Source organism: Fibrobacter sp. UWR2 (assembly GCF_002210285.1).
Lineage (GTDB): Bacteria > Fibrobacterota > Fibrobacteria > Fibrobacterales > Fibrobacteraceae > Fibrobacter.
The window spans coordinates 446,873-464,717 of sequence record NZ_MWQE01000001.1 but is presented as its reverse complement, the minus strand read 5'-3'; the positions used below and the strand labels follow the sequence as shown (position 1 = coordinate 464,717).

Genomic DNA, 17,845 nt, shown 5'->3' with positions numbered 1-17,845 from the left:
CTATTTATATAAATTATTCGTTACATTTTATCCATTCGGAACAAATTAGCATTCCTATTTCTACAATACAAGGAGAAATCGATGGTCGGGAAAAGCAAGCAATGCTGGGGAGTTTTCGCAGCAGGAATCGTCACTTCCATGTTTTGTCTCGCCGCTTGCGGCGACAACATTACGGAAACAAAAGGCGTAGAGTCGGTAGCCACGTTCAAGAAACTTGGCGACTGCTCCAAGGATAACGCCGGCGACATGGTGTTCGTGGCGGATTCCGCAATGCTCTACTACTGCTACGAAGGCGAATGGACAAGAGTGAAGGGCCTTGACGGCAAAAAGGGAGAAAAGGGCGATAAGGGCGACAAGGGTGATGACGGCGAAAAAGGCGACAAGGGAGACAAGGGCGATAAAGGCGACGATGGCGCCAAGGGAGCAAAGGGCGATGATGGCGACAAGGGTGACGACGGCGAAAAGGGCGACGACGGTGCTGATGGCAAGTCGGCCTACGAACAGGCTGTTGCAGCCGGTTTCACAGGAACAGAAGAAGAATGGCTCGCTTCGCTGAAGGGTGAAAAGGGCGAAAAGGGCGATGACGGCAGCGGTTGCACCGTTGCTAAAACCAGGAATGGGGTCAAATTCGTATGCAGCGGAGACACACTCGATGTCTCCCTCCAGAACGAACAGGAATATCCTCTTTGCGGCGGCATTCCCTTTAATCCCTCGACTAGCTTCTGCGATGTGCGCGACAGTTCGCTGTATTACTATGTTACCATCGGTAACAAGAAGTGGATGGCCGAAGACCTCAGGTACATCGATAGCGTCCAGACCCCCAGCCTGCAGAACAATTTCTGGTGCAAGGACAGCTGTGAAACCGGTGGCCGCTACTACAAGTGGGCGGCAGCCATCGATTCCATTTACACTTACGAGAACAGCGATATCAACTGCCATGATTCGGTCGACTGCAATCTCCCCGAAACGCTGAGAGGCATTTGCCCCAGAGGCTGGCACCTGCCGACAATCGAAGAATGGGAAGGCTTGTTCATTCTTATTGGCGGCCTCGAAAATGCATCGTGGGTTCTCAGGGAAAGAATGGAATGCTACGGACAGTGGTACGGCCATGGAGGCATTCGCGGCCTGAACTCGTTTGATTTTACCGCAGATCTTGGTGGCCACATGGAATACATGGATTACTACGGCTACGAGCATGTCCAGAACTACGGTGGCATGGCGGAATACTGGACCGCATCGACTCCGTTCCAGGAGGCCGACAAGGGTTACGGCGTCCAGTTCTCGTGCGAAAGGAAAGACGCCGTCTTCACAAAATACAAGAAGGATATTGCACTTCCGATTCGCTGCGCTAGAAATTAACCGCTTGCTTGCAAGAAATATTTCCCTGAAAGGGCCGGCCATGCCGGCCTTTTTCTATCTTGCATTATATGGAACTAGCTGGAAAGAAGATCCTCCTTGGCGTTTCGGGCGGAATCGCCGCCTACAAGAGTTGCGAACTCTTGCGCCTGTTGCAGAAGAAGGGAGCCACGGTACGCGTATGCATGACCGATGCCGCCACCGAATTCGTGGCGCCGTTAACTTTTGCAAGCCTCAGCAAGTGCCCCGTCTACCTCAAGAGCGGAGCCGTCGAGGCGCGCCCCTTCCAGCATATTGATTTTCCGCATTGGGCCGACCTCTACCTGGTGGTACCCGCGACGGCAAATGCCATCGGCAAGTTCGCCTGCGGCATCGCTGACGACCCGGTGAGCCTCTGCTTCATGAGTTGCACGTGCCCGCGCGTCATTGCCCCTGCGATGAACGTCGCGATGTACAACAGCCCCGCCGTCAAACGCAACCTCGAAGTCCTGCGCAGCTTCGAAGGCACAACCGTTCTTGAATCGCCTGCGGGGGTACTCGCCTGCGGTGAAGTGGGGCAAGGCCGCCTGATGGAACCGGCAGAGATTGTTGAATTTTTGGAAGGGGAGGGCTCTCCCCTCGCTGCAGCCGCTCGCGCGTCTTCCGCTACCCCTTCTAGCGGGGGGCATCCCCGCAACGCCCCCGAACCGCCGGCATTCCCTGTCGCACAGGACATCGACCCGACTCTGGACGAAACCCTCCCCGGACACGGCAAGAAGTTGCTCCTGACCGCGGGCCGCACCGAAGAAGCGATTGACCCGGTCCGCTACATCAGCAACCGCAGCAGCGGCAAGACAGCCGTCGCGCTCGCTTCCGTATTCTACGCGAACGGCTTCGAGGTCGAAGTCGTCGCAGGCCCGATGGAAGCAAAATTCGCGGATGGCATCCATGTGACGCGCGTACGCAGCGCCCAGGAAATGCACGACGCCGTCATGGCCCGACAGCCCTCTGCCGATGTCATTGTCCACTGCGCGGCTGTCGCGGACTACCGTCCGAAAACCGCCGCCGCCGAAAAAATCAAGGACAGCAGGAGCCAGCTTTCCATAGAACTCGTGCCCAATCCGAACATACTGCGCGACTGCACCGCCGCCCGCACTGCCAGCGGTAACGAAGACAAGCGCCAGGTCATCGTAGGTTTTGCCCTCGAGACCGACCACTTCAAGGAACACGCTGCAGAAAAACTCACGAAGAGCGGTGCCGACGCGCTCCTGCTGAACGCCCCCGTCGCAAGCGGCAGCGGTTTCGGCCATGACGACGTGCGCTACACCCTCATCCGTCCGGGTACCGAGATCCCCGAAATGAAATTGGGCGGCAAGGTCGACCTCGCCACTGAGATTGTTGAATTTGCCTTGAACGAACTACAAGAGAGCCGCGGAGAGACAGATGCCTGAAGAGTTTGACTTTAGCGAATTGCAGAACTACCTGCAAGGCCAGATAGACATGGGCCTTTCCGACGTGTACCTCGACGAGCCCTGGACGCTCCAGAAGCCCCAGCGCGCAGCCAGCGCCCCTGTACCAAGGCCTGCTATACCGGCACACCCGCAACCCGCACCGCAGCCCGTGCATACCGCACCGGCAGCACCTGCACCGGAACCTCCTATTATGCCCGCAGTGGCGATGCCCGCCGCACGCCCTGCCGTCAAGAAGACCGCAGCCGCATTCGAATCCGCGGAATCCCTGGACGCCTTCTACGAAGCCATCCAGGGCGAAGCCGTCTACGCAAATGCAGGCAACCTCGCCCGCTACGCAGGCCCCACGAATCCGAAACTTTTGCTCCTGATGCCGCGCCCGCTTCCCGATACGGCCGACTTCTTCTCGTCGGAACCGGGCGCCATGCTCGTAAGGCTCTTTGCGAACCTGAACATTTCCGCAGGCGAAATCGGGGTCAGCTACTTCTACAAGAGCGCTGTCGCCAAGAACATCCCTGCCCTGCTCGAAACGGCCCTCCGCAAGATGCTCACAAAGGAACTCTCCTTCATTGCCCCGCAGGTCATGGCCACCTTCGGTGAGCCCCTGTTCCACCAGGTATTCGGCAAGGGAAAGAACTTCAACGACCTCGCCGGAACGGATCTCGAGTTTTCGGGCGTCAAGACGTGCGCTCTTGTCGACGCGGTCGAAATGTCCAAGGACAAACAGCTCAAGTGGGTCACCTGGAAAGTCCATATTCCCAAGTGTTCCTACTTCAAGGCGTAAACCAAAAATTATATTTCAGCACATTAGCATCATTCGATAACAGAAGACGACAGAAGAAGCAGAAATGGCAGAATTTGCAAAAGAAAGCGATAAGTTCGAAGGCCGCCAAGTCCCGATGGACTGCGACGCCGAGCGCTATTTGCTGGGTGGCATTCTCCGTGACCCGAATGTAATCGCCCCCGTCATCGAGGTGGTTTCCGAAGACGAGTTTTTCTACCTGGAACGTCACCAGCTAATCTGGCATGCCATGAAGAACCTGTACAGCCAGGGAACCCCCATCGACATGCTCACCCTGCCTGCCGAACTCGAGAAGGCGGGCAAGCTCCCCCAGGCTGGCGGGCGCGAATACATTTTCGAAATGATGGAAAGCGTCGCATCGTCTGCAAACGTGGACTGGAACCTCCAGCACCTGCGCAACAAGTACGTGCTCCGCAAGCTCATCAAGATGTCGTCGGAAACCATCAAGAAGGCGATGGACGCCTCCAACAGCCCGGACGAAGTCCTGCAGGCTGCCGAAAGGGATGTTTTCGCCATCGCCGAAAAGCAGGTGAAAAACTCGCTCAAGCCCATCGAGAACTTCGTGACCCCGCTCCTCGACCGCCTGAACAACCGCAAGGACGGCATCACGGGCGTGCCAACGGGAATCACCGAACTCGACCAGCTCACGAACGGCCTCCAGAATTCCGACCTGATTATCCTTGCAGCGCGCCCTGGCGTCGGCAAGACCTCGTTTGCCCTCACGATTGCAGCAAACGCGGCTATCGACTACCACAAGAACGTGGCGTTCTTCAGCCTCGAAATGGACGGCGTGCAACTCGCACAGCGCCTGCTCTGCTCCAGGGCACAGATCGACCAGAGCAAGCTCCGCAACAACAAGCTTTCGCCCGAAGAAATGCGCAAGCTCATCGCGACGGTCGCCCCCATCAACCAGGCTCCGCTCTATGTGGACGACAATGCCGACCTCGGCATCATGGAACTCATGAGCAAGGCCCGCGACTTGAAGCGCAAGGGCAACCTCGACATGCTCATCATCGACTACCTGCAGTTGATGAAAACCGGCGGCGAAGAAAACCGTGCGGTCGCTATCGGCGCCATTTCCCGCGGTCTCAAGATCCTGGCCAAGGAACTGCAGATTCCCGTCATCGCGCTCGCACAGCTCAGCCGTAAGGTCGAAGAGAAGGGGCGCGAAAGGCCCCAGCTCAGTGACCTCCGTGAATCGGGTTCTATCGAACAGGACGCCGACATGGTCTGGTTCGTGGAACGCCAGTTCGTGCGCACCCACAAGGACGAAGACAAGTACAAGGCAGAACTCATCGTCGCCAAGCACCGTAACGGTTCGGTCAGGGACATCGATCTCTCGTTCGTCCCCGAATACACCACGTTCTACGACGCCACTAACGAAGAAGGCGACGGTGGTGCCGGCGATAGCGAATATAGTTACAGCGACGACCCGCAGGCCAGCGGCTACTCATTCGGAGACTACCAGTAATGTCTATTCTGCTTAAACCAGTAGCATGGATCGGGCACGTCATTGTCGACGGGATTTCGAGTATCGGCGAAGTCCTCTGTATCCTGCTACTGACCCTCAAGCAGATGCCGCATGTTTTCAAGAATCCCGACCTCATCGTCAAGCAGATGATCTCCATCGGCGTATCGAGCCTCCCGCTCCTGTTCGTGACCTCCATATTCACGGGCATGGTGGCGACCGTGTGCGCCGAGTTCGAGTTCCAGAACCTGGTGGCCGACAAGTTCGTCGGAACAGCCGCCTGCAAGATGGTGCTTATCGAACTTGGCCCCCTGCTCACGGCCATCGTGCTTTCGGGCCGCGTGGGCAGTGCCGTCGCCGCAGAACTCGGGAGCATGAAGGAGAAGGAGGAACTCGCCGCCTATACGGTGCTCGGGCTCGAACCCTACCGCTATCTCGCCCTCCCTCGCTTTATTGCCTTCATGACGATGATCCCATGCCTTACCGCCATCTCGAACGCGCTGGCCCTTATCGGCGGCTGGATCGTATGCGTACTCGGCCTCGACATCACCACGTATACCTATACCACCGGCATGCAGTACCTGTTCGATTCCATGGACCTCTGGTCAGGCATGATCAAGTCGCTCGTGTTCGGTGTGCTGATTTTCGTTCTCGGTTACTATCACGGGATCAACGCCAAGCCCGGCGCGCGTGGCGTGGGGCTTGCCACAATGAACGTCGTCGTGTCGAGCTGCCTCATGATCCTAATCTCGGACTTTATACTTGACGCCATCATGTTCTTCTAGTTTATTGCAGGTGAGACTATGCCTAACGTAAAGATAGACCCAAATGATATCGCCATCCGCCTGAAGGGGCTCAAGAAGTCCTTCGGCCCGCAGACCGTGCTCGAGGACGTGAACCTGGATATCCGCCGTGGCGAGACCATGGTCATCATCGGCAAGTCCGGTGGCGGCAAGTCCGTCATCCTGAAGCACATGATCGGCCTGCTGCAACCGGACGGCGGTGAAGTTTCCGTGGACGGTGTCACCATCAGTACGCCGAAATTCTTCGACACCCATACCATCCGAAAAAAAATGGGCATGCTCTTCCAGATGGGCGCGCTCTTTGACTCCATGAACACCGGCGAGAACATCGCGTTCGCACTCCGCGAGCACCACCCGGAACTTTCCGAGAAGCAGATCCAGGACGTGGTGACCGAAAAGCTCCAGATGATCAACCTCGTCCCCGAGTTCCGCACCAAGATGCCCTCCGAACTTTCGGGCGGTATGCGCAAGCGCGTAGCCCTTGCCCGCGCCATCGCGTTGAACCCCGAGATCCTCCTCTATGACGAACCGACAACCGGCCTCGACCCCATCACGAGCGACGTCATCAACGACCTCATCCTCGACATGCAGAGCAAGCTCGGGGTGACATCCGTGGTGGTGACCCACGACATGGTGAGCGCCTTCAAGGTGGCCGACCGCATCGCGATGCTCCTGAACGGACGCATCATCGAGGTCGGGACTGTCGACGAGATCAAGAACACCAGCAACCCCTACGTGCACCAGTTCATCACCGGACAGCGGAAAATTTCGGTCGACGAGGAGCAGTAGAGGGTCAAAAAAGCCGTTTTTGGGGCTAAAAAGCAGTTTTTTCTGTGTTTTCTTTCACGAAAAATTGTTTCAGGCGTCCTTTTTTATAAAGATTAATGTAAATTTCCTCAAAAGAGGTTTTGTATGAAGAAGAAACTTTTGATAGGTCTTTCCGCTATCGGCGTCGCGGCCGGCTTTTGGGCCTGCGGCGGTGGTACCGTGGAACCCATGAATGCAGACGATGACTTTATTAGGGCAATGCTTAATGCAGATGAAGGCGGTCTTCAGCTTTCTACGCAGATAGAAAAAGCCAAGAACCAGTGCACCGAAGATCTCGATTGCTACAACGAGATGATCAAGGCAAACGGAAGCGAACTCGAGTCGTCCTCTAGCGAGGCACCCGTCTCCTCTTCTACGCCGGTGTCCTCCGTCAAGGCAAGTTCTTCTAGTTTCATGCCGTTCTCCTCGATTGGCCCCATCGGCCCGGGTAACAGCAGCAGTTCTTCTACGCCTCCCGTACAGTCTTCCTCTTCCTCCGAAACGCCGCTAACCGGCCTTGGAGACTGCGCTCCCGCTACTGAAACGGTGGAACTGAACACTCCGACAACCTGGAAGTTCACCAGGGGACCGGGCCTAGACATTACGGCAATTTCCACTGTCCAGTTCGATTGGACTTTCGAAGACGGAACACCGACGACATCCTCTGTAGCCCGTTCCTTAACCTCTGGTCAAGTGAGTTACTCCAAGTCCGGAAAGAAGACCGCCACCGTCAAGGTGTCCCTCGCCACTGGTTCCGAGACGATTACCTGCAGCAAGACACTCCAGGTGAACGGCATTCCTATCACGGGCTGCAAGTGCTCGGGCGACAACCTCCAACCTGATATTGCGAAGGGAGAATCCGCCTCGTGGATCCTCTCCGGCTGCACCTCTACCGGAGCGAACATCATCAGCTATACCTGGACCGGCGCCACCGCCGATGCCACGGGCCAAGCCGCAACTGCCGCGGTCACTACGAAGGGCGAAGAGGTCAAGGGCGTTTCCGTTGCCGTCGCCAACGATGACAACACCGTCGTAACTGTCACCTGCCCCGATGCGAAGGCAATCAACTCTGACATTCCCGACTTTTCTATTTCGTCAACCGAAGACCGAGTCACTTTCGACAAGTCTGGCGAATACAGCCTGGTTGCAGACTTGCCGCAGGGATGGCACAACAGCGACCAAACCTGCACTGTATTCTGTAACGGAGGCAACACTTCGTATTCTGTATCCATAGATGGCATTACCCTTTCTGGTGTCAACTACGTTTCTGTACAAAGCAAGATGCAAGTTGCTCACACCATTGGGAAATACGCTATGCCGGTGAAGGTCACTCTCGGATCCGACAACGCACCCATCGAATGCGGCATTGGTTGGTAATCCAACCAAATCAGAGTATACAAGAAGCCCGCTCAATCGAGCGGGCTTCTTTTTTATACAAACTACTTTCCAGTTCCCTATTCCGGAATCCGAATTCCTACAGGATCCAGAATCCGACACCGAACTTGAAGCTCATCAGTTTCGAGCCGTCAAGTACCAGCCAGGAACTTTCGGCATCGTCGCTTTCAACGTAGGCATCCGTCACGCCAAGAACAAGGCGGGCATCGAACGTGAGGCGGTCCATGATGTTGACGCCCACGCCGAACACGAGCCCGAGAGTGAAGGCGGAATTTTCCACATCGATTTCAAGCAGGTCATCCATGTCGACAAAGATTTCATTCTCGACATCGACAGCGTCTTCCGTTTCCAGCGAGGCATCGGAATAGATGTTCAGGTTTGCCTGAATGCCTGCCGAGACATAGAAGATGTCGATAACGAATGCGCGTACGGCAAGGGGAACCTCGATGTCCATCTGCGTGAACCTGCTCTTTGTCCCTTCGTCCGACTGTGTAAGGCTAATGTAGTGAAAGTTCACCTCGGGGTTGAACTGCAAGAAGTTCGTCATGGGGATGCGACCGCGCACACCCACGTCAAGACCGATTCCCGAAGGAGCGTCGGTCTCGTCGCCACCGTTCCAGTCCTGTTCGAGACCGTAAAGGAAGCCGTACTCGAAATCGCCATGTAGCCCGAAGCCGATCTTGTCGGCATTCACAGCCTTGCTTGCGCTCTGTGCAACCGGCTGTGTGTTACCCTGGTCAGCAGCCTGAACATTCTCCTGGGCAAGCGCGCACGTAGCGGCAATCGCTCCAGTGGCAAATGCTTTAGAAAGGTTCATCTTTCCTCCTGTAAATTTTCTGTAAATATAGGAAGTTTTTTGAATGTTTTTCAACGATTTCAAGCGCCCGCTGGTGTACCAAATTACAACGGATTTCGCTTTATAAACTCTTCTTTACGTGTGTTTTGGGGTGCTTTTATCTATTTTTCGGGTGAAAACATCACTCTACACCTTTTTTAAGGAATTAAACATGTTTTTGTTGACCCATTTTTACAGAAAAACGCCCTAAAAAACGGCTTTTTTAAGTAGATTATGGAGACAAAAAGCAATTAATAAATGGAGATGCTATGCTCGACCTTCTTGCGGTCCAATCCAGTACGACCAATGCTACGATCATTACCCTGATCTACACGCTTACATTGGCCTTTATCCTCTCTTCCATGATCGGGTGGACATACGAAAAAACGTTCCTCGGCCTTTCCTACTCCCGCAACTTCGTCCAGGGCATCGTCTTGAGCTCGGTCGCGGCGGCAATGATTATGCAGGCCATCGGCGATAACGTCGGCCGCGGCCTCGGTATGATGGGTGCCCTCTCGGTCGTCCGCTTCCGTACGAGCTTCAAGGATCCACGAGATATCATGTTCATATTCGCTGCGCTAGGCGCAGGTATCGGTTGCGGCGTGTACGCCTGGGGTGCTGCCGCCGGTGGTACGGTCGCTTTCTGCTGCGTGGCATTCCTCCTCTCCCGCACAGGGCTTGGCACCAAGCACTTCTTTGACGGCATGCTCCGCTTCGCCCTCCCCAACGAAGGCCCGGTCCGCGCCCAGGTCGAACAGATCATGAAGACGAGTCTCAAGACGTTCATCCTGATTACCATGCGCGAAGTCGATGGCGGAGCCCGCCTCGACGTGGCCTACCAGATTAGGCTCCGTGCCACAAAGCCCGCCGCAGAAATCCTGAACGAGCTTTCAAAACTTGATGGCATCTCGGACGTGCAGTTCATGATGCAGGATGCCACGACGGAAATGTAGGGGTCGAAGATGAACAAGATTGAAGATTTTCTCGATACATTCTGGAACACCCACAAGAACAACGCTGGCGTAGCATACGTCTACACTCACAAGCTCTCCATCGCATGGGCTCTGTGCCTTATCATGGCAATTGTGCTCGGCTTCATGTACCAGGGAAAGGCCGCCATGTTCCGCGGCATCGCCGAAGCTAGCGAAACCATCATCAGCGTGCCCTCCGCAACAGAAATCGTGAAGGTGCACGTAGTTCCCGGCCAGGAAGTCCAGGTGGGCGACACGATTGTCGAAATCAACCGCCCCGACCTGAACCTCCGCATCTCGGAACTGACCCGCGAACTTGACGCCCTCGAAGGCCGCAGCAACCTGAGTTCCGCCGAAATCGACCAGAAGGTGGCCGAAGTCAAGGCGAACCTCGAGACCCGCCGCCTGGCCCTCTCCGCCGAAATCCGCAACCTCGAGACGGAATACCAGAACAACAAGGCCATTTCCGCTAAGCTCAAGAGCCTCTCGAACTCGAAGTCCGGCAGTGACGGCAACGACGCGATGGCCATGCGCATCAAGAGCCTCAAGAACGAACTTGCACTTGCAACCAAGAGCGCGAACGAACAGATTGCACTCCTCCGCGGTAGCGGCAGGCTCCAGAAGACCAGCGGCAAGAGCGAAGCCGAGAACCTGAAGAAGGAACTCGAGGAACTCCAGAAGCAGCAGGAAGAACTCATCCAGATCGCGAAGGAAAACTGGGTCGTGGGTGACGTGAACGTTCGCGACGGCGAGAAGGTTTCGAGCTTCGCCCCGATCGTGACCCTCACGCACAAGAGCCCGACCCTGGTGCGCGGTTACATCAACGAACAGATTTACCAGAACATGAACGTGGGCGAAGCCGTGAAGGTGACCACGCTCGCCGGCACGGGTAAGGCCGTGGTGGGCGAAGTTGTCGGCCTCTCGAGCCGCATCGTTCCCTTCCCGACACGTATGTGGAAGATGCCCGAAATGCCTGTCTATGGCCGCGAAGTGACCATCAAGATTCCTGAAGAGAATCCGTTCCTGCTGGGCGAGATGGTGACCATCACCGAGACAAGCGTAAAGAAACTCAAGAAAGACGGTAAAAACTAATGAAGCGCATTTTTGCACTCCCCGCATTGCTTTCGGCAGCGGTATTCGCAGGCCCCCTCACATGGGACAAGCTTGTCGAATCCGCAAAGAACGACCCCCGTTATGAGGCCGCGCAGAAACGTTCCGAAGCTACGTCTGGCGAAAGGAACACCAAGCTCTGGGACAAACTGGAACTGCGTTATCAGCTCGACGGTTTCAGTTTCGCAAAGCACGATTTTGAACTGCGCATGACCCCGAAGACTTTCGGCGAAAGCAGCGCCGACAAGGAAAGGGCCGACGCCGTAAGGAATTACGAGAAGGCGAGATTCGGCGTTGAACGCTCGCTGTTGCTCTACGACCGCTACGAACGTGGCGTGCGCTATGTGATGCGCAAGAAGATCAACGAAATCAACAAGCAGCTGTTGCAGGTGAACACCGACCGCATCGAGGTTCTGCACCTCAAGTCCGGTTCGGCGACGTTCAATGCCGAAGACCTGATGAGCACGCTCGAGAAAAGCGCATCCATCAAGGCCGAACTGCTCTCGGACAGCACGGCGCTCCGCGATGCGGAACTCAAGATGAAAATCTGGGTGCCCGACTTTGATGGCGTCGAACTCGATTCCACGTTCCTCCCGACGATGGAAGAACTTGCGCAGAACCTCTCGAACGGCGTAGAAGTGAACGAGAACTTCCCGCTGGTGGCGATGGCCCGCGGCAAGCGCGACAGCGAAGTCGCCCAGGCCAAGCAGGACGTGAGCAAGGGCCGCGACTACATCTCGCATATCGGTATCGGGTACTCCTTGCAGATCGAATCGCTGATGGAAAAGTACAAGACTTTGGACGCATCTGATGTGTTTGGTACAGGGCAGTATCGCGATTATGTAGAAGATTTTAAAACAAAAACGGGTTGCGCGACCGCTGTAAATTGTGTCGAAACAGCGGATTTTCTCGTCCCAGATAAGGACAGCCGCAAGACCGCCGACAAGTTCTTCGTGAACCTCGCCTTCCGCCTGCCGTTCTTCGACAGCGGCAAGGATTCCGACCTCAAGCTCCAGGTTGCAAAGCTCGATGCCGAAAGCGACTACCTGGCCGACGTGCGCGACATTAACCAGAAGGTGGCGCGCCTCACCGAAGAAGTGCTCGCGCTGATTGGCCAGTGGAAGGTGCAGAAGGAATTCGTGGAACAGGTGGGCGCGAGCGGGTTCATGGAACAGTTCGCCCGCAATGCCGGTTCCGACCCGCTGCTGCTCCTGCGCGCCAAGGAAAGCGCGCTTGAAAGCGACATGAAGGCAGTGAAGCTCGAATACGACATTTTCGCCCGCTACCTTGAACTGCTCAACTACGCAGGCATCCTTGCCCGCGAAAACAGCGTGAACCACTTGCGCGAGGCTTTGAAGTAATATGGCAGAAGCCCGCGGTTTTAGCCTCCTCGAACGTTTCGAGCTCAAGTACCATATCCCCGTCGCATGGGCGGACCGGATTGGTGCCTTCCTTGCTCCGTACTGTGAAGAGGACTATTATTCCAAGATTACACCGGGCGGATTCTACTGGATTACGAACCTTTACCTGGATTCCCCGAAGTGGACGTTCCTCGGCTGGAAAAAGAAGCAGTTGCTGGACCGATTCAACATGCGCATCCGCACCTACGGTGAACACCCCGCACAGGACGGCACGTTCCATTTCGAGGTCAAGCGCAAGATCCGCAGCATCTGCTACAAGAGCCGCGCCACCATCAAGGGAATCAATCCCGGCGAAGTCTGGAACATGAAACCCGAGGAATGGCCCTGCAAGGGCGAAAAGGACCGCATGTACCTCAAGGATTTCCTGTACAAGACGGAACTCCACGGGGCACATCCACGCCTTTTGACGCAGTACAAGCGCCGCGCCTGGTTCGGACTCCGCGAAGAATATTCCCGCGTCACCATCGATACGGGCATGCGCTTCCGCGAAGAGAACGGATTCGACTATACGGTGGACCCGCACTACATGCATTCGACCGGCCTCCCCCGCTTTTTCCAGCCGGGAATGGACGCCGTGCTCGAATTAAAGTGTCCTTGCTCACAGGTTCCCTACTGGATGTTCGACCTGATAAGATTTTTGAACCTCAAGCACGCCGCATTTTCTAAATTCGGTAATGCGGCTGCCGAGTGGAAGCGTGTTTACGAGAACCCCCGCCGGTTTAAGAGTCCCTACTGGACAAAACTGGCTGGCAACTTCTAGGAACTTTTACTATAGGTTATGGACATAAAAAAAGGATGGCCCTTATGAACATGAAGAAGTGGCTTTTGGCCGGATCCTGCATCGCAATGCTCGGTGCATTTTCGGCTTGCTCCGACGATCCCACCTCTGCCGACCCCGATAGTTCCTCGTCTGGAACGAGCGCAGGGATTCCCGGCAGCAGCGGAGGCGTTCCCGGAAGCAGCGGAGACAACCCCGGAAGCAGTTCTTCCGTGGTAAAGTCCAGTTCCTCTATCGCGGACAATGCCGAGCCGCAGATGGCCTGTTCCGAAATCATGTACCATGCAAAGGATTCCAAGCTCGAATGGATCGAGATCTACATTGCGGGCGGCATGGACATGGACAACATGCAGAACTTTTTCCTTCACCTGAGTGGCGCCGTCGATTACACGTTCCCGGCAGAGCCCCTCAAGAAGGGTGAATATGTCGTGGTCACGAACGACCTCGCCGCATTTGCCGCTGCCTACCCGACGTTTAGCGGGAGGGTCTTTGGCCCGTGGGACAACGCCTCTACGGTCAAGCTCTTCAACGAAGGTGACGTGGTCAACGTGAAGGTCCAGGGCGAAGGTGACGTGAGCTGCGCCTTCAGTAACGAACCTCCCTGGCCGAGCCTTGCCGATGGCAACGGCCGTTCCCTCGTGTACAAGGGCGGCAATGCTGCCCAGCCCAACTCCTGGGCGGCTAGCCAGGTTGACGGCGGAACCCCGGGCGTAGGCGGAGACCAGTGGGTCGCCCCGACAAACGTACGCATCAACGAAATCAAGCCGTACAAGGCCGGCGAGGAATCCTGGATTGAAGTCTACAACGCGGGCGACCAGGCCGTAGATCTCACAGGCTGGACTCTCGAAGTCAAGCGTCGCGGCCAGACTCTCACTATTAAGTCGGGCACTGTCCCTGCAAAGGACTACCTCGTTCTAGATGCCACAACAGCTTTTGATGCCGAATTGATTGTCGCCCCCGATGGCGGTGAATTCTACCTGCGTGGCCCGCAGGAAGGCGATGAATCAAGCATCTGGGTGTCGGCAACCAACTCGACGAGCGGTGTTGTCGACCTGAGTGACGGATCTACCGCCCAGGGCCCGCTTGCCACGGCAACCCCCGGTGCAAAGAATTCCGCCCTTTTGGTTGGCTCTCTCTATATCAACGAAATCCATTACCATCCGGCAACATCCAACACCAATGTTCCGTTCGAATTTATGGAAATCGTGAACAGCTCTGATGCAGACATCACCCTCTACAGTTCCTCCGTGAACAAGGGATGGAAGGTCGAAGGCATCAACCTGGAATTCTCCAGTACCAAAATTCCCGCAAAGGGCCTGATGCTCCTAATTCCTGAGGTCCTCGAAGACGTAGACATGCAAGATTTGGGCATCACCAACTGGAACGCCGATTTCGTCCGTACCACCTATTCGATTCCGGCCGAAGTACAAATCGTGACCTACAAGGGCAAACTCTCTAACCGCGGCGAAACGATTGCGGTGAAAGAACCCTTCTCCAAGGAGCAGGATCCCCAGGATGCCTCGATTACCAAGTACTTCTATATCTGGCACGATGCAACGCTCTATTCAGACAACTGGGATGGCCTTGCCGAAGCAGACGGCTATGGCTACAGCCTGCATCGCGTAGACACATCCACCATGGGCTACGAGGCCAAGGCCTGGAAGGTCGATGTTCCGACTCCGGGCAAGCTCTAATCCGAAGCCGTAATCATTTGGTAGCATTGCAAGGAACCCGCAAAGGAAGCGGGTTCCTTTCTTGTATACTGGGCGTCGGATGTATTGCACAAATAGCCGACGAACGGAGTTGCCTAAACTTTACAAAATATGTATCTTATTCTTGCTATGAAAAAGTGCTTACTTTACATTGTTTCGTTGGGCGCTTTGGCAATGGCCTCCCCGCTTACGCTGCAGGAAGCCCTTGACATGGCAAAATCCAACAACTCCCAGATTAAGGCAGAAAGGGCGAAAGTGGACATGGCCGAAAGCGGCAAGACCGAAGCCCGTTCCCGTTTCATGCCGAAAATATCCCTTTCTGCCAGCGTAACCAAGATTAATGACCCCATTATTATTGACCTGAGCAGCCTGCAGGAACCCCTTAGCGATATCGCGGGGGCAGCGGCCTATTCCAAGGCCTACCTTTCCGCATACGACATTGCGTACTCCACAGCCTACGATAACGCCGTGAAGCAGACCATGAACGCCTATGGCCTTGACGAGGCGACAGCCAAGAGCATGGTCGACCAGAAGGCCGACGAAATCAGGAGCGGCGTCATGGGCAGCAAGGATGTCGGGGACCTCGCCCAGAAAGCCGCAGGCGAATACGGGGAAGCCGCATCCAAGAAAATCAAGGACACCGATTTCGGCATGAAGGTGCAGGACGACGTGTTCTTCAACGCGCGCGTGACCGTGGTCTGGCCCATCTTTACCGGCCTCAAGATCTATTCGGCATACGATGCCGCCAAGGAGAACGTGAACGCCCGCAAGGCTGAATTCGACATGGCGCAGAACGCCGTGCTGATGGATGTCGCGACCAAGTACTTCACGCTCCGCCTGGCCGAAGAACTCACCGTGATGCGCGAAACGACAATGAAGAACCTGGAAGGGCACCTGGAACGTTCCAAGAAGCTCGAAGAGGGCGGCCAGATCAGCAAGGCAGAACGCCTCCGCGCCGAAGTGGCCCTCGCCGAGGCTCAAAACGCCTACGAAGACGCCCTTCGCGACCAGTCGCTTGCCCGCATGGCTCTCGCAAGCCTACTCCGTACGGACACAAGCATTACGGCGACAACTCCCGTCGAGGCTCCCGAACTGATCCGTTCGATGGAAGAATTCAAGCAGCTCGCCCGCGAAAAGCACCCAGGACTGCGCCAGCTGCGCACGGAACGTAAGCGCAGCCACGACGCTGTAAGCGCCGCTCGCGCCGACTGGTTCCCGACTATCGCGCTGTTCGGCTACCGCGAACTCTACACGAAAGATTTAACTATCCTTGAGCCCGAATGGGCCGTCGGCGCGAAAGCGCAGTGGGACCTTCCCTTCCTAGGCGGTGCGGAATCCCGAGCGAAGGTGAGTTCCGCAAAGGCCATGGAACGATCGCTCGCCAGCAAGGAAGAACAGACTCTCGACAACATCAACCTGCTCGTCGAAAAGCGCTGGCGCGAACTCGAACATGCGAAAGGCCGCCTCGCAAGCCTCGGAAAGACGCGTGAACTCGCCGACGAGGCGCTCCGCAGCCAGACCCGCGCCTACGAAGCGGGACTTGCCACCGGCCTCGACGTGGTGGATGCGGAACTTGCCCTCGCCCGCCTGCAGGTCGGCGACCTCAAGGCGCATTTCGATGCTGTCGTCGCATGGCTCGGGCTCCTCGAAGCCTCGGGTGACGTAGCAGAAGCCGGCAACATGCTGAATGCGGTACGCCCGGTCGAAAAGAACGAAACTGAGACACAGGCCGAAGTTCCTGCCGATACGGCTGCAGCGGCACAGCCTGCAGCCGACCAGAATGCGGCAAGCCAGGACAACGGCGAACAGGCCACTAGCCCAGCGGAAGCAACAGCCAACGTGCAGGAACCTGCCGGAACGACTCCGGCCCAGAATGCTGAAGCACCTGCAAAAGAAGAAGCGGCAAAAGAAAATACGGAGGTCAAGAAATGAACGTCCTGAAAGCTATCGGTAAGGTAATCATTGTCCTGGTGCTTATTGCACTTGTCGTCTTGGGAATCGCCCAATTGCAGAAATTCGCAACCGCCCCGCGCGAGAACTTCTTGCAGGGCCAGATGGAAGCACGGCGCGTGCTCGTGGCCGGGAAGGTCCCCGGCCGCATCGAACGCCTGTTCGTGCACGAGGGCGACATGGTGACAAAGGATTCCATTGTGGCAATCATCTCCAGCCCGGAAATCGAGGCCAAGAAGATGCAAGCCCAGGGCGCCCTCGGTGCCGCACGCGCCCAGGCAAGCAAGGCCCGCAACGGAGCCCGCAGCGAAGACATTACCGCGCTCAAGGCCATGGCCGACCGCGCCCAAGATGCTGCTACCCTCGCGAAAAACACTTACGACCGTGTGCAGAAGCTCTTTAACGAAGGCGTGCTCCCGCTCCAGAAGCGCGACGAGGCCGAAACCCAGATGAAGGCTAGCCAATCCGCTGCCGACGCCGCGAAGGCACAGTACAACCAGGCCGTGGCCGGCGCCCGCAGCGAAGACAAGGCCGCAGCAAACGCTCTCGTAATGCAGGCGAAGGGTGCCACCGCCGAAGTGGATGCCTACCTTGAAGAAACCAAGATCAGGAGCCCCATCAGCGGCGAAGTCTCCCTGAAGCTTGCCGAAGAAGGCGAAGTCGTCGGTTCCGGCATGCCCGTCATCGCGGTGACCGACCTCGACGATGCCTGGGCCGTATTCCACCTGCGCGAAGACATGCTCAAGAATGTATCGAAGGGCAAGAAGTTCACCATGCACATACCCGCGCTCGACAAGGATATCGAGATGGAAGTGAGCTACATCGCCTCCGTGGGCGACTACGCCACCTGGCGCAGCAGCAAGGAAAGCGGCGGATTCGACCTCAAGACATTCGAAGTGCGCCTCCGCCCGACGACAAAGGTCGAGAACCTCCGCCCCGGTATGAGCGTCCTCCTTTCGGCTGACTCCATCAAGTAGCCCGGTTGTGCC

15 protein-coding genes are annotated in these 17,845 nt (G+C 56.4%); 14 read left to right on the top strand and 1 reads right to left on the bottom strand.

What is annotated here, in order from left to right:
* Positions 1–81 precede the first annotated feature (81 nt).
* The 7 genes from B7994_RS01815 (at position 82) to B7994_RS01785 (ending at position 8,061) form a co-directional block, all read left to right on the top strand.
* Positions 82–1,359, top strand: coding sequence for an FISUMP domain-containing protein (locus B7994_RS01815; RefSeq protein WP_088636762.1), 1,278 nt, complete (start codon positions 82–84; stop codon positions 1,357–1,359).
* 68 nt (positions 1,360–1,427) lie between these two features.
* Positions 1,428–2,786 carry a phosphopantothenate--cysteine ligase family flavoprotein gene (locus tag B7994_RS01810; protein ID WP_088636761.1) on the top strand — a complete coding sequence of 453 codons (1,359 nt, stop codon included), beginning with the start codon at positions 1,428–1,430 and terminating at the stop codon, positions 2,784–2,786.
* Complete coding sequence (locus B7994_RS01805; protein ID WP_088636760.1) at positions 2,779–3,588, top strand: hypothetical protein; 810 nt, start codon at positions 2,779–2,781, stop codon at positions 3,586–3,588. The genes B7994_RS01810 and B7994_RS01805 overlap by 8 nt, the downstream gene beginning before the upstream one ends.
* 64 nt (positions 3,589–3,652) lie before the next feature.
* The gene (dnaB, locus tag B7994_RS01800; protein ID WP_088636759.1) at positions 3,653–5,077 is read left to right on the top strand and encodes a replicative DNA helicase; all 1,425 of its coding nucleotides are present in this window, start codon (positions 3,653–3,655) and stop codon (positions 5,075–5,077) included.
* Positions 5,077–5,859 (top strand): ABC transporter permease, encoded by a 783-nt coding sequence (locus tag B7994_RS01795; protein ID WP_088636758.1) that lies wholly within the window; start codon positions 5,077–5,079, stop codon positions 5,857–5,859. Before dnaB ends, B7994_RS01795 begins: the two co-directional genes overlap by 1 nt.
* Positions 5,860–5,877: 18 nt before the next feature.
* Positions 5,878–6,666, top strand: coding sequence for an ABC transporter ATP-binding protein (locus tag B7994_RS01790; RefSeq protein WP_088636757.1), 789 nt, complete (start codon positions 5,878–5,880; stop codon positions 6,664–6,666).
* Positions 6,667–6,789: 123 nt separating this feature from the next.
* A complete protein-coding gene (locus tag B7994_RS01785; RefSeq protein WP_088636756.1) occupies positions 6,790–8,061 on the top strand; it encodes a hypothetical protein in 1,272 nt (423 codons plus the stop codon).
* Positions 8,062–8,158: 97 nt separating this feature from the next.
* Here the strand turns inward: B7994_RS01785 and B7994_RS01780 are convergent, their stop codons facing one another.
* Positions 8,159–8,896, bottom strand: a complete 738-nt coding sequence (locus B7994_RS01780; protein ID WP_088636755.1) for a porin family protein — start codon at positions 8,894–8,896, stop codon at positions 8,159–8,161.
* A gap of 287 nt (positions 8,897–9,183) precedes the next feature.
* On the opposite strand from B7994_RS01780, the gene B7994_RS01775 reads away from it, so the two are divergent.
* The 7 genes from B7994_RS01775 (at position 9,184) to B7994_RS01745 (ending at position 17,833) form a co-directional block, all read left to right on the top strand.
* Entirely contained in the window at positions 9,184–9,867 is a 684-nt protein-coding gene (locus B7994_RS01775) for a DUF4956 domain-containing protein (RefSeq protein ID WP_088636754.1), read from the top strand.
* 9 nt (positions 9,868–9,876) lie between these two features.
* Complete coding sequence (locus B7994_RS01770; RefSeq protein ID WP_088636753.1) at positions 9,877–10,977, top strand: HlyD family secretion protein; 1,101 nt, start codon at positions 9,877–9,879, stop codon at positions 10,975–10,977.
* Positions 10,977–12,356 carry a hypothetical protein gene (locus B7994_RS01765; RefSeq protein ID WP_088636752.1) on the top strand — a complete coding sequence of 460 codons (1,380 nt, stop codon included), beginning with the start codon at positions 10,977–10,979 and terminating at the stop codon, positions 12,354–12,356. The genes B7994_RS01770 and B7994_RS01765 overlap by 1 nt, the downstream gene beginning before the upstream one ends.
* Position 12,357: 1 nt before the next feature.
* Positions 12,358–13,176 carry a polyphosphate polymerase domain-containing protein gene (locus B7994_RS01760; RefSeq protein ID WP_088636751.1) on the top strand — a complete coding sequence of 273 codons (819 nt, stop codon included), beginning with the start codon at positions 12,358–12,360 and terminating at the stop codon, positions 13,174–13,176.
* Between the two features lie 44 nt (positions 13,177–13,220).
* Entirely contained in the window at positions 13,221–14,888 is a 1,668-nt protein-coding gene (locus B7994_RS01755) for a lamin tail domain-containing protein (RefSeq protein ID WP_088637207.1), read from the top strand.
* 147 nt (positions 14,889–15,035) lie between these two features.
* Positions 15,036–16,838 (top strand): TolC family protein, encoded by a 1,803-nt coding sequence (locus B7994_RS01750; RefSeq protein ID WP_088636750.1) that lies wholly within the window; start codon positions 15,036–15,038, stop codon positions 16,836–16,838.
* On the top strand, positions 16,835–17,833 hold the full coding sequence (locus tag B7994_RS01745; RefSeq protein ID WP_088636749.1) for an HlyD family secretion protein: 999 nt from the start codon (positions 16,835–16,837) through the stop codon (positions 17,831–17,833). Before B7994_RS01750 ends, B7994_RS01745 begins: the two co-directional genes overlap by 4 nt.
* Positions 17,834–17,845 lie beyond the last annotated feature (12 nt).

Coding starts and splice junctions, on each gene's coding strand:
- B7994_RS01770 (WP_088636753.1), top strand. CDS start 9,877: ATGAACAAGATTGAAGATTTTCTCGATACATTCTGGAACACCCACAAG.
- B7994_RS01805 (WP_088636760.1), top strand. CDS start 2,779: ATGCCTGAAGAGTTTGACTTTAGCGAATTGCAGAACTACCTGCAAGGC.
- B7994_RS01795 (WP_088636758.1), top strand. CDS start 5,077: ATGTCTATTCTGCTTAAACCAGTAGCATGGATCGGGCACGTCATTGTC.
- B7994_RS01780 (WP_088636755.1), bottom strand. CDS start 8,896: ATGAACCTTTCTAAAGCATTTGCCACTGGAGCGATTGCCGCTACGTGC.
- B7994_RS01750 (WP_088636750.1), top strand. CDS start 15,036: ATGAAAAAGTGCTTACTTTACATTGTTTCGTTGGGCGCTTTGGCAATG.
- dnaB (WP_088636759.1), top strand. CDS start 3,653: ATGGCAGAATTTGCAAAAGAAAGCGATAAGTTCGAAGGCCGCCAAGTC.
- B7994_RS01755 (WP_088637207.1), top strand. CDS start 13,221: ATGAACATGAAGAAGTGGCTTTTGGCCGGATCCTGCATCGCAATGCTC.
- B7994_RS01810 (WP_088636761.1), top strand. CDS start 1,428: ATGGAACTAGCTGGAAAGAAGATCCTCCTTGGCGTTTCGGGCGGAATC.
- B7994_RS01790 (WP_088636757.1), top strand. CDS start 5,878: ATGCCTAACGTAAAGATAGACCCAAATGATATCGCCATCCGCCTGAAG.
- B7994_RS01745 (WP_088636749.1), top strand. CDS start 16,835: ATGAACGTCCTGAAAGCTATCGGTAAGGTAATCATTGTCCTGGTGCTT.
- B7994_RS01815 (WP_088636762.1), top strand. CDS start 82: ATGGTCGGGAAAAGCAAGCAATGCTGGGGAGTTTTCGCAGCAGGAATC.
- B7994_RS01775 (WP_088636754.1), top strand. CDS start 9,184: ATGCTCGACCTTCTTGCGGTCCAATCCAGTACGACCAATGCTACGATC.
- B7994_RS01760 (WP_088636751.1), top strand. CDS start 12,358: ATGGCAGAAGCCCGCGGTTTTAGCCTCCTCGAACGTTTCGAGCTCAAG.
- B7994_RS01765 (WP_088636752.1), top strand. CDS start 10,977: ATGAAGCGCATTTTTGCACTCCCCGCATTGCTTTCGGCAGCGGTATTC.
- B7994_RS01785 (WP_088636756.1), top strand. CDS start 6,790: ATGAAGAAGAAACTTTTGATAGGTCTTTCCGCTATCGGCGTCGCGGCC.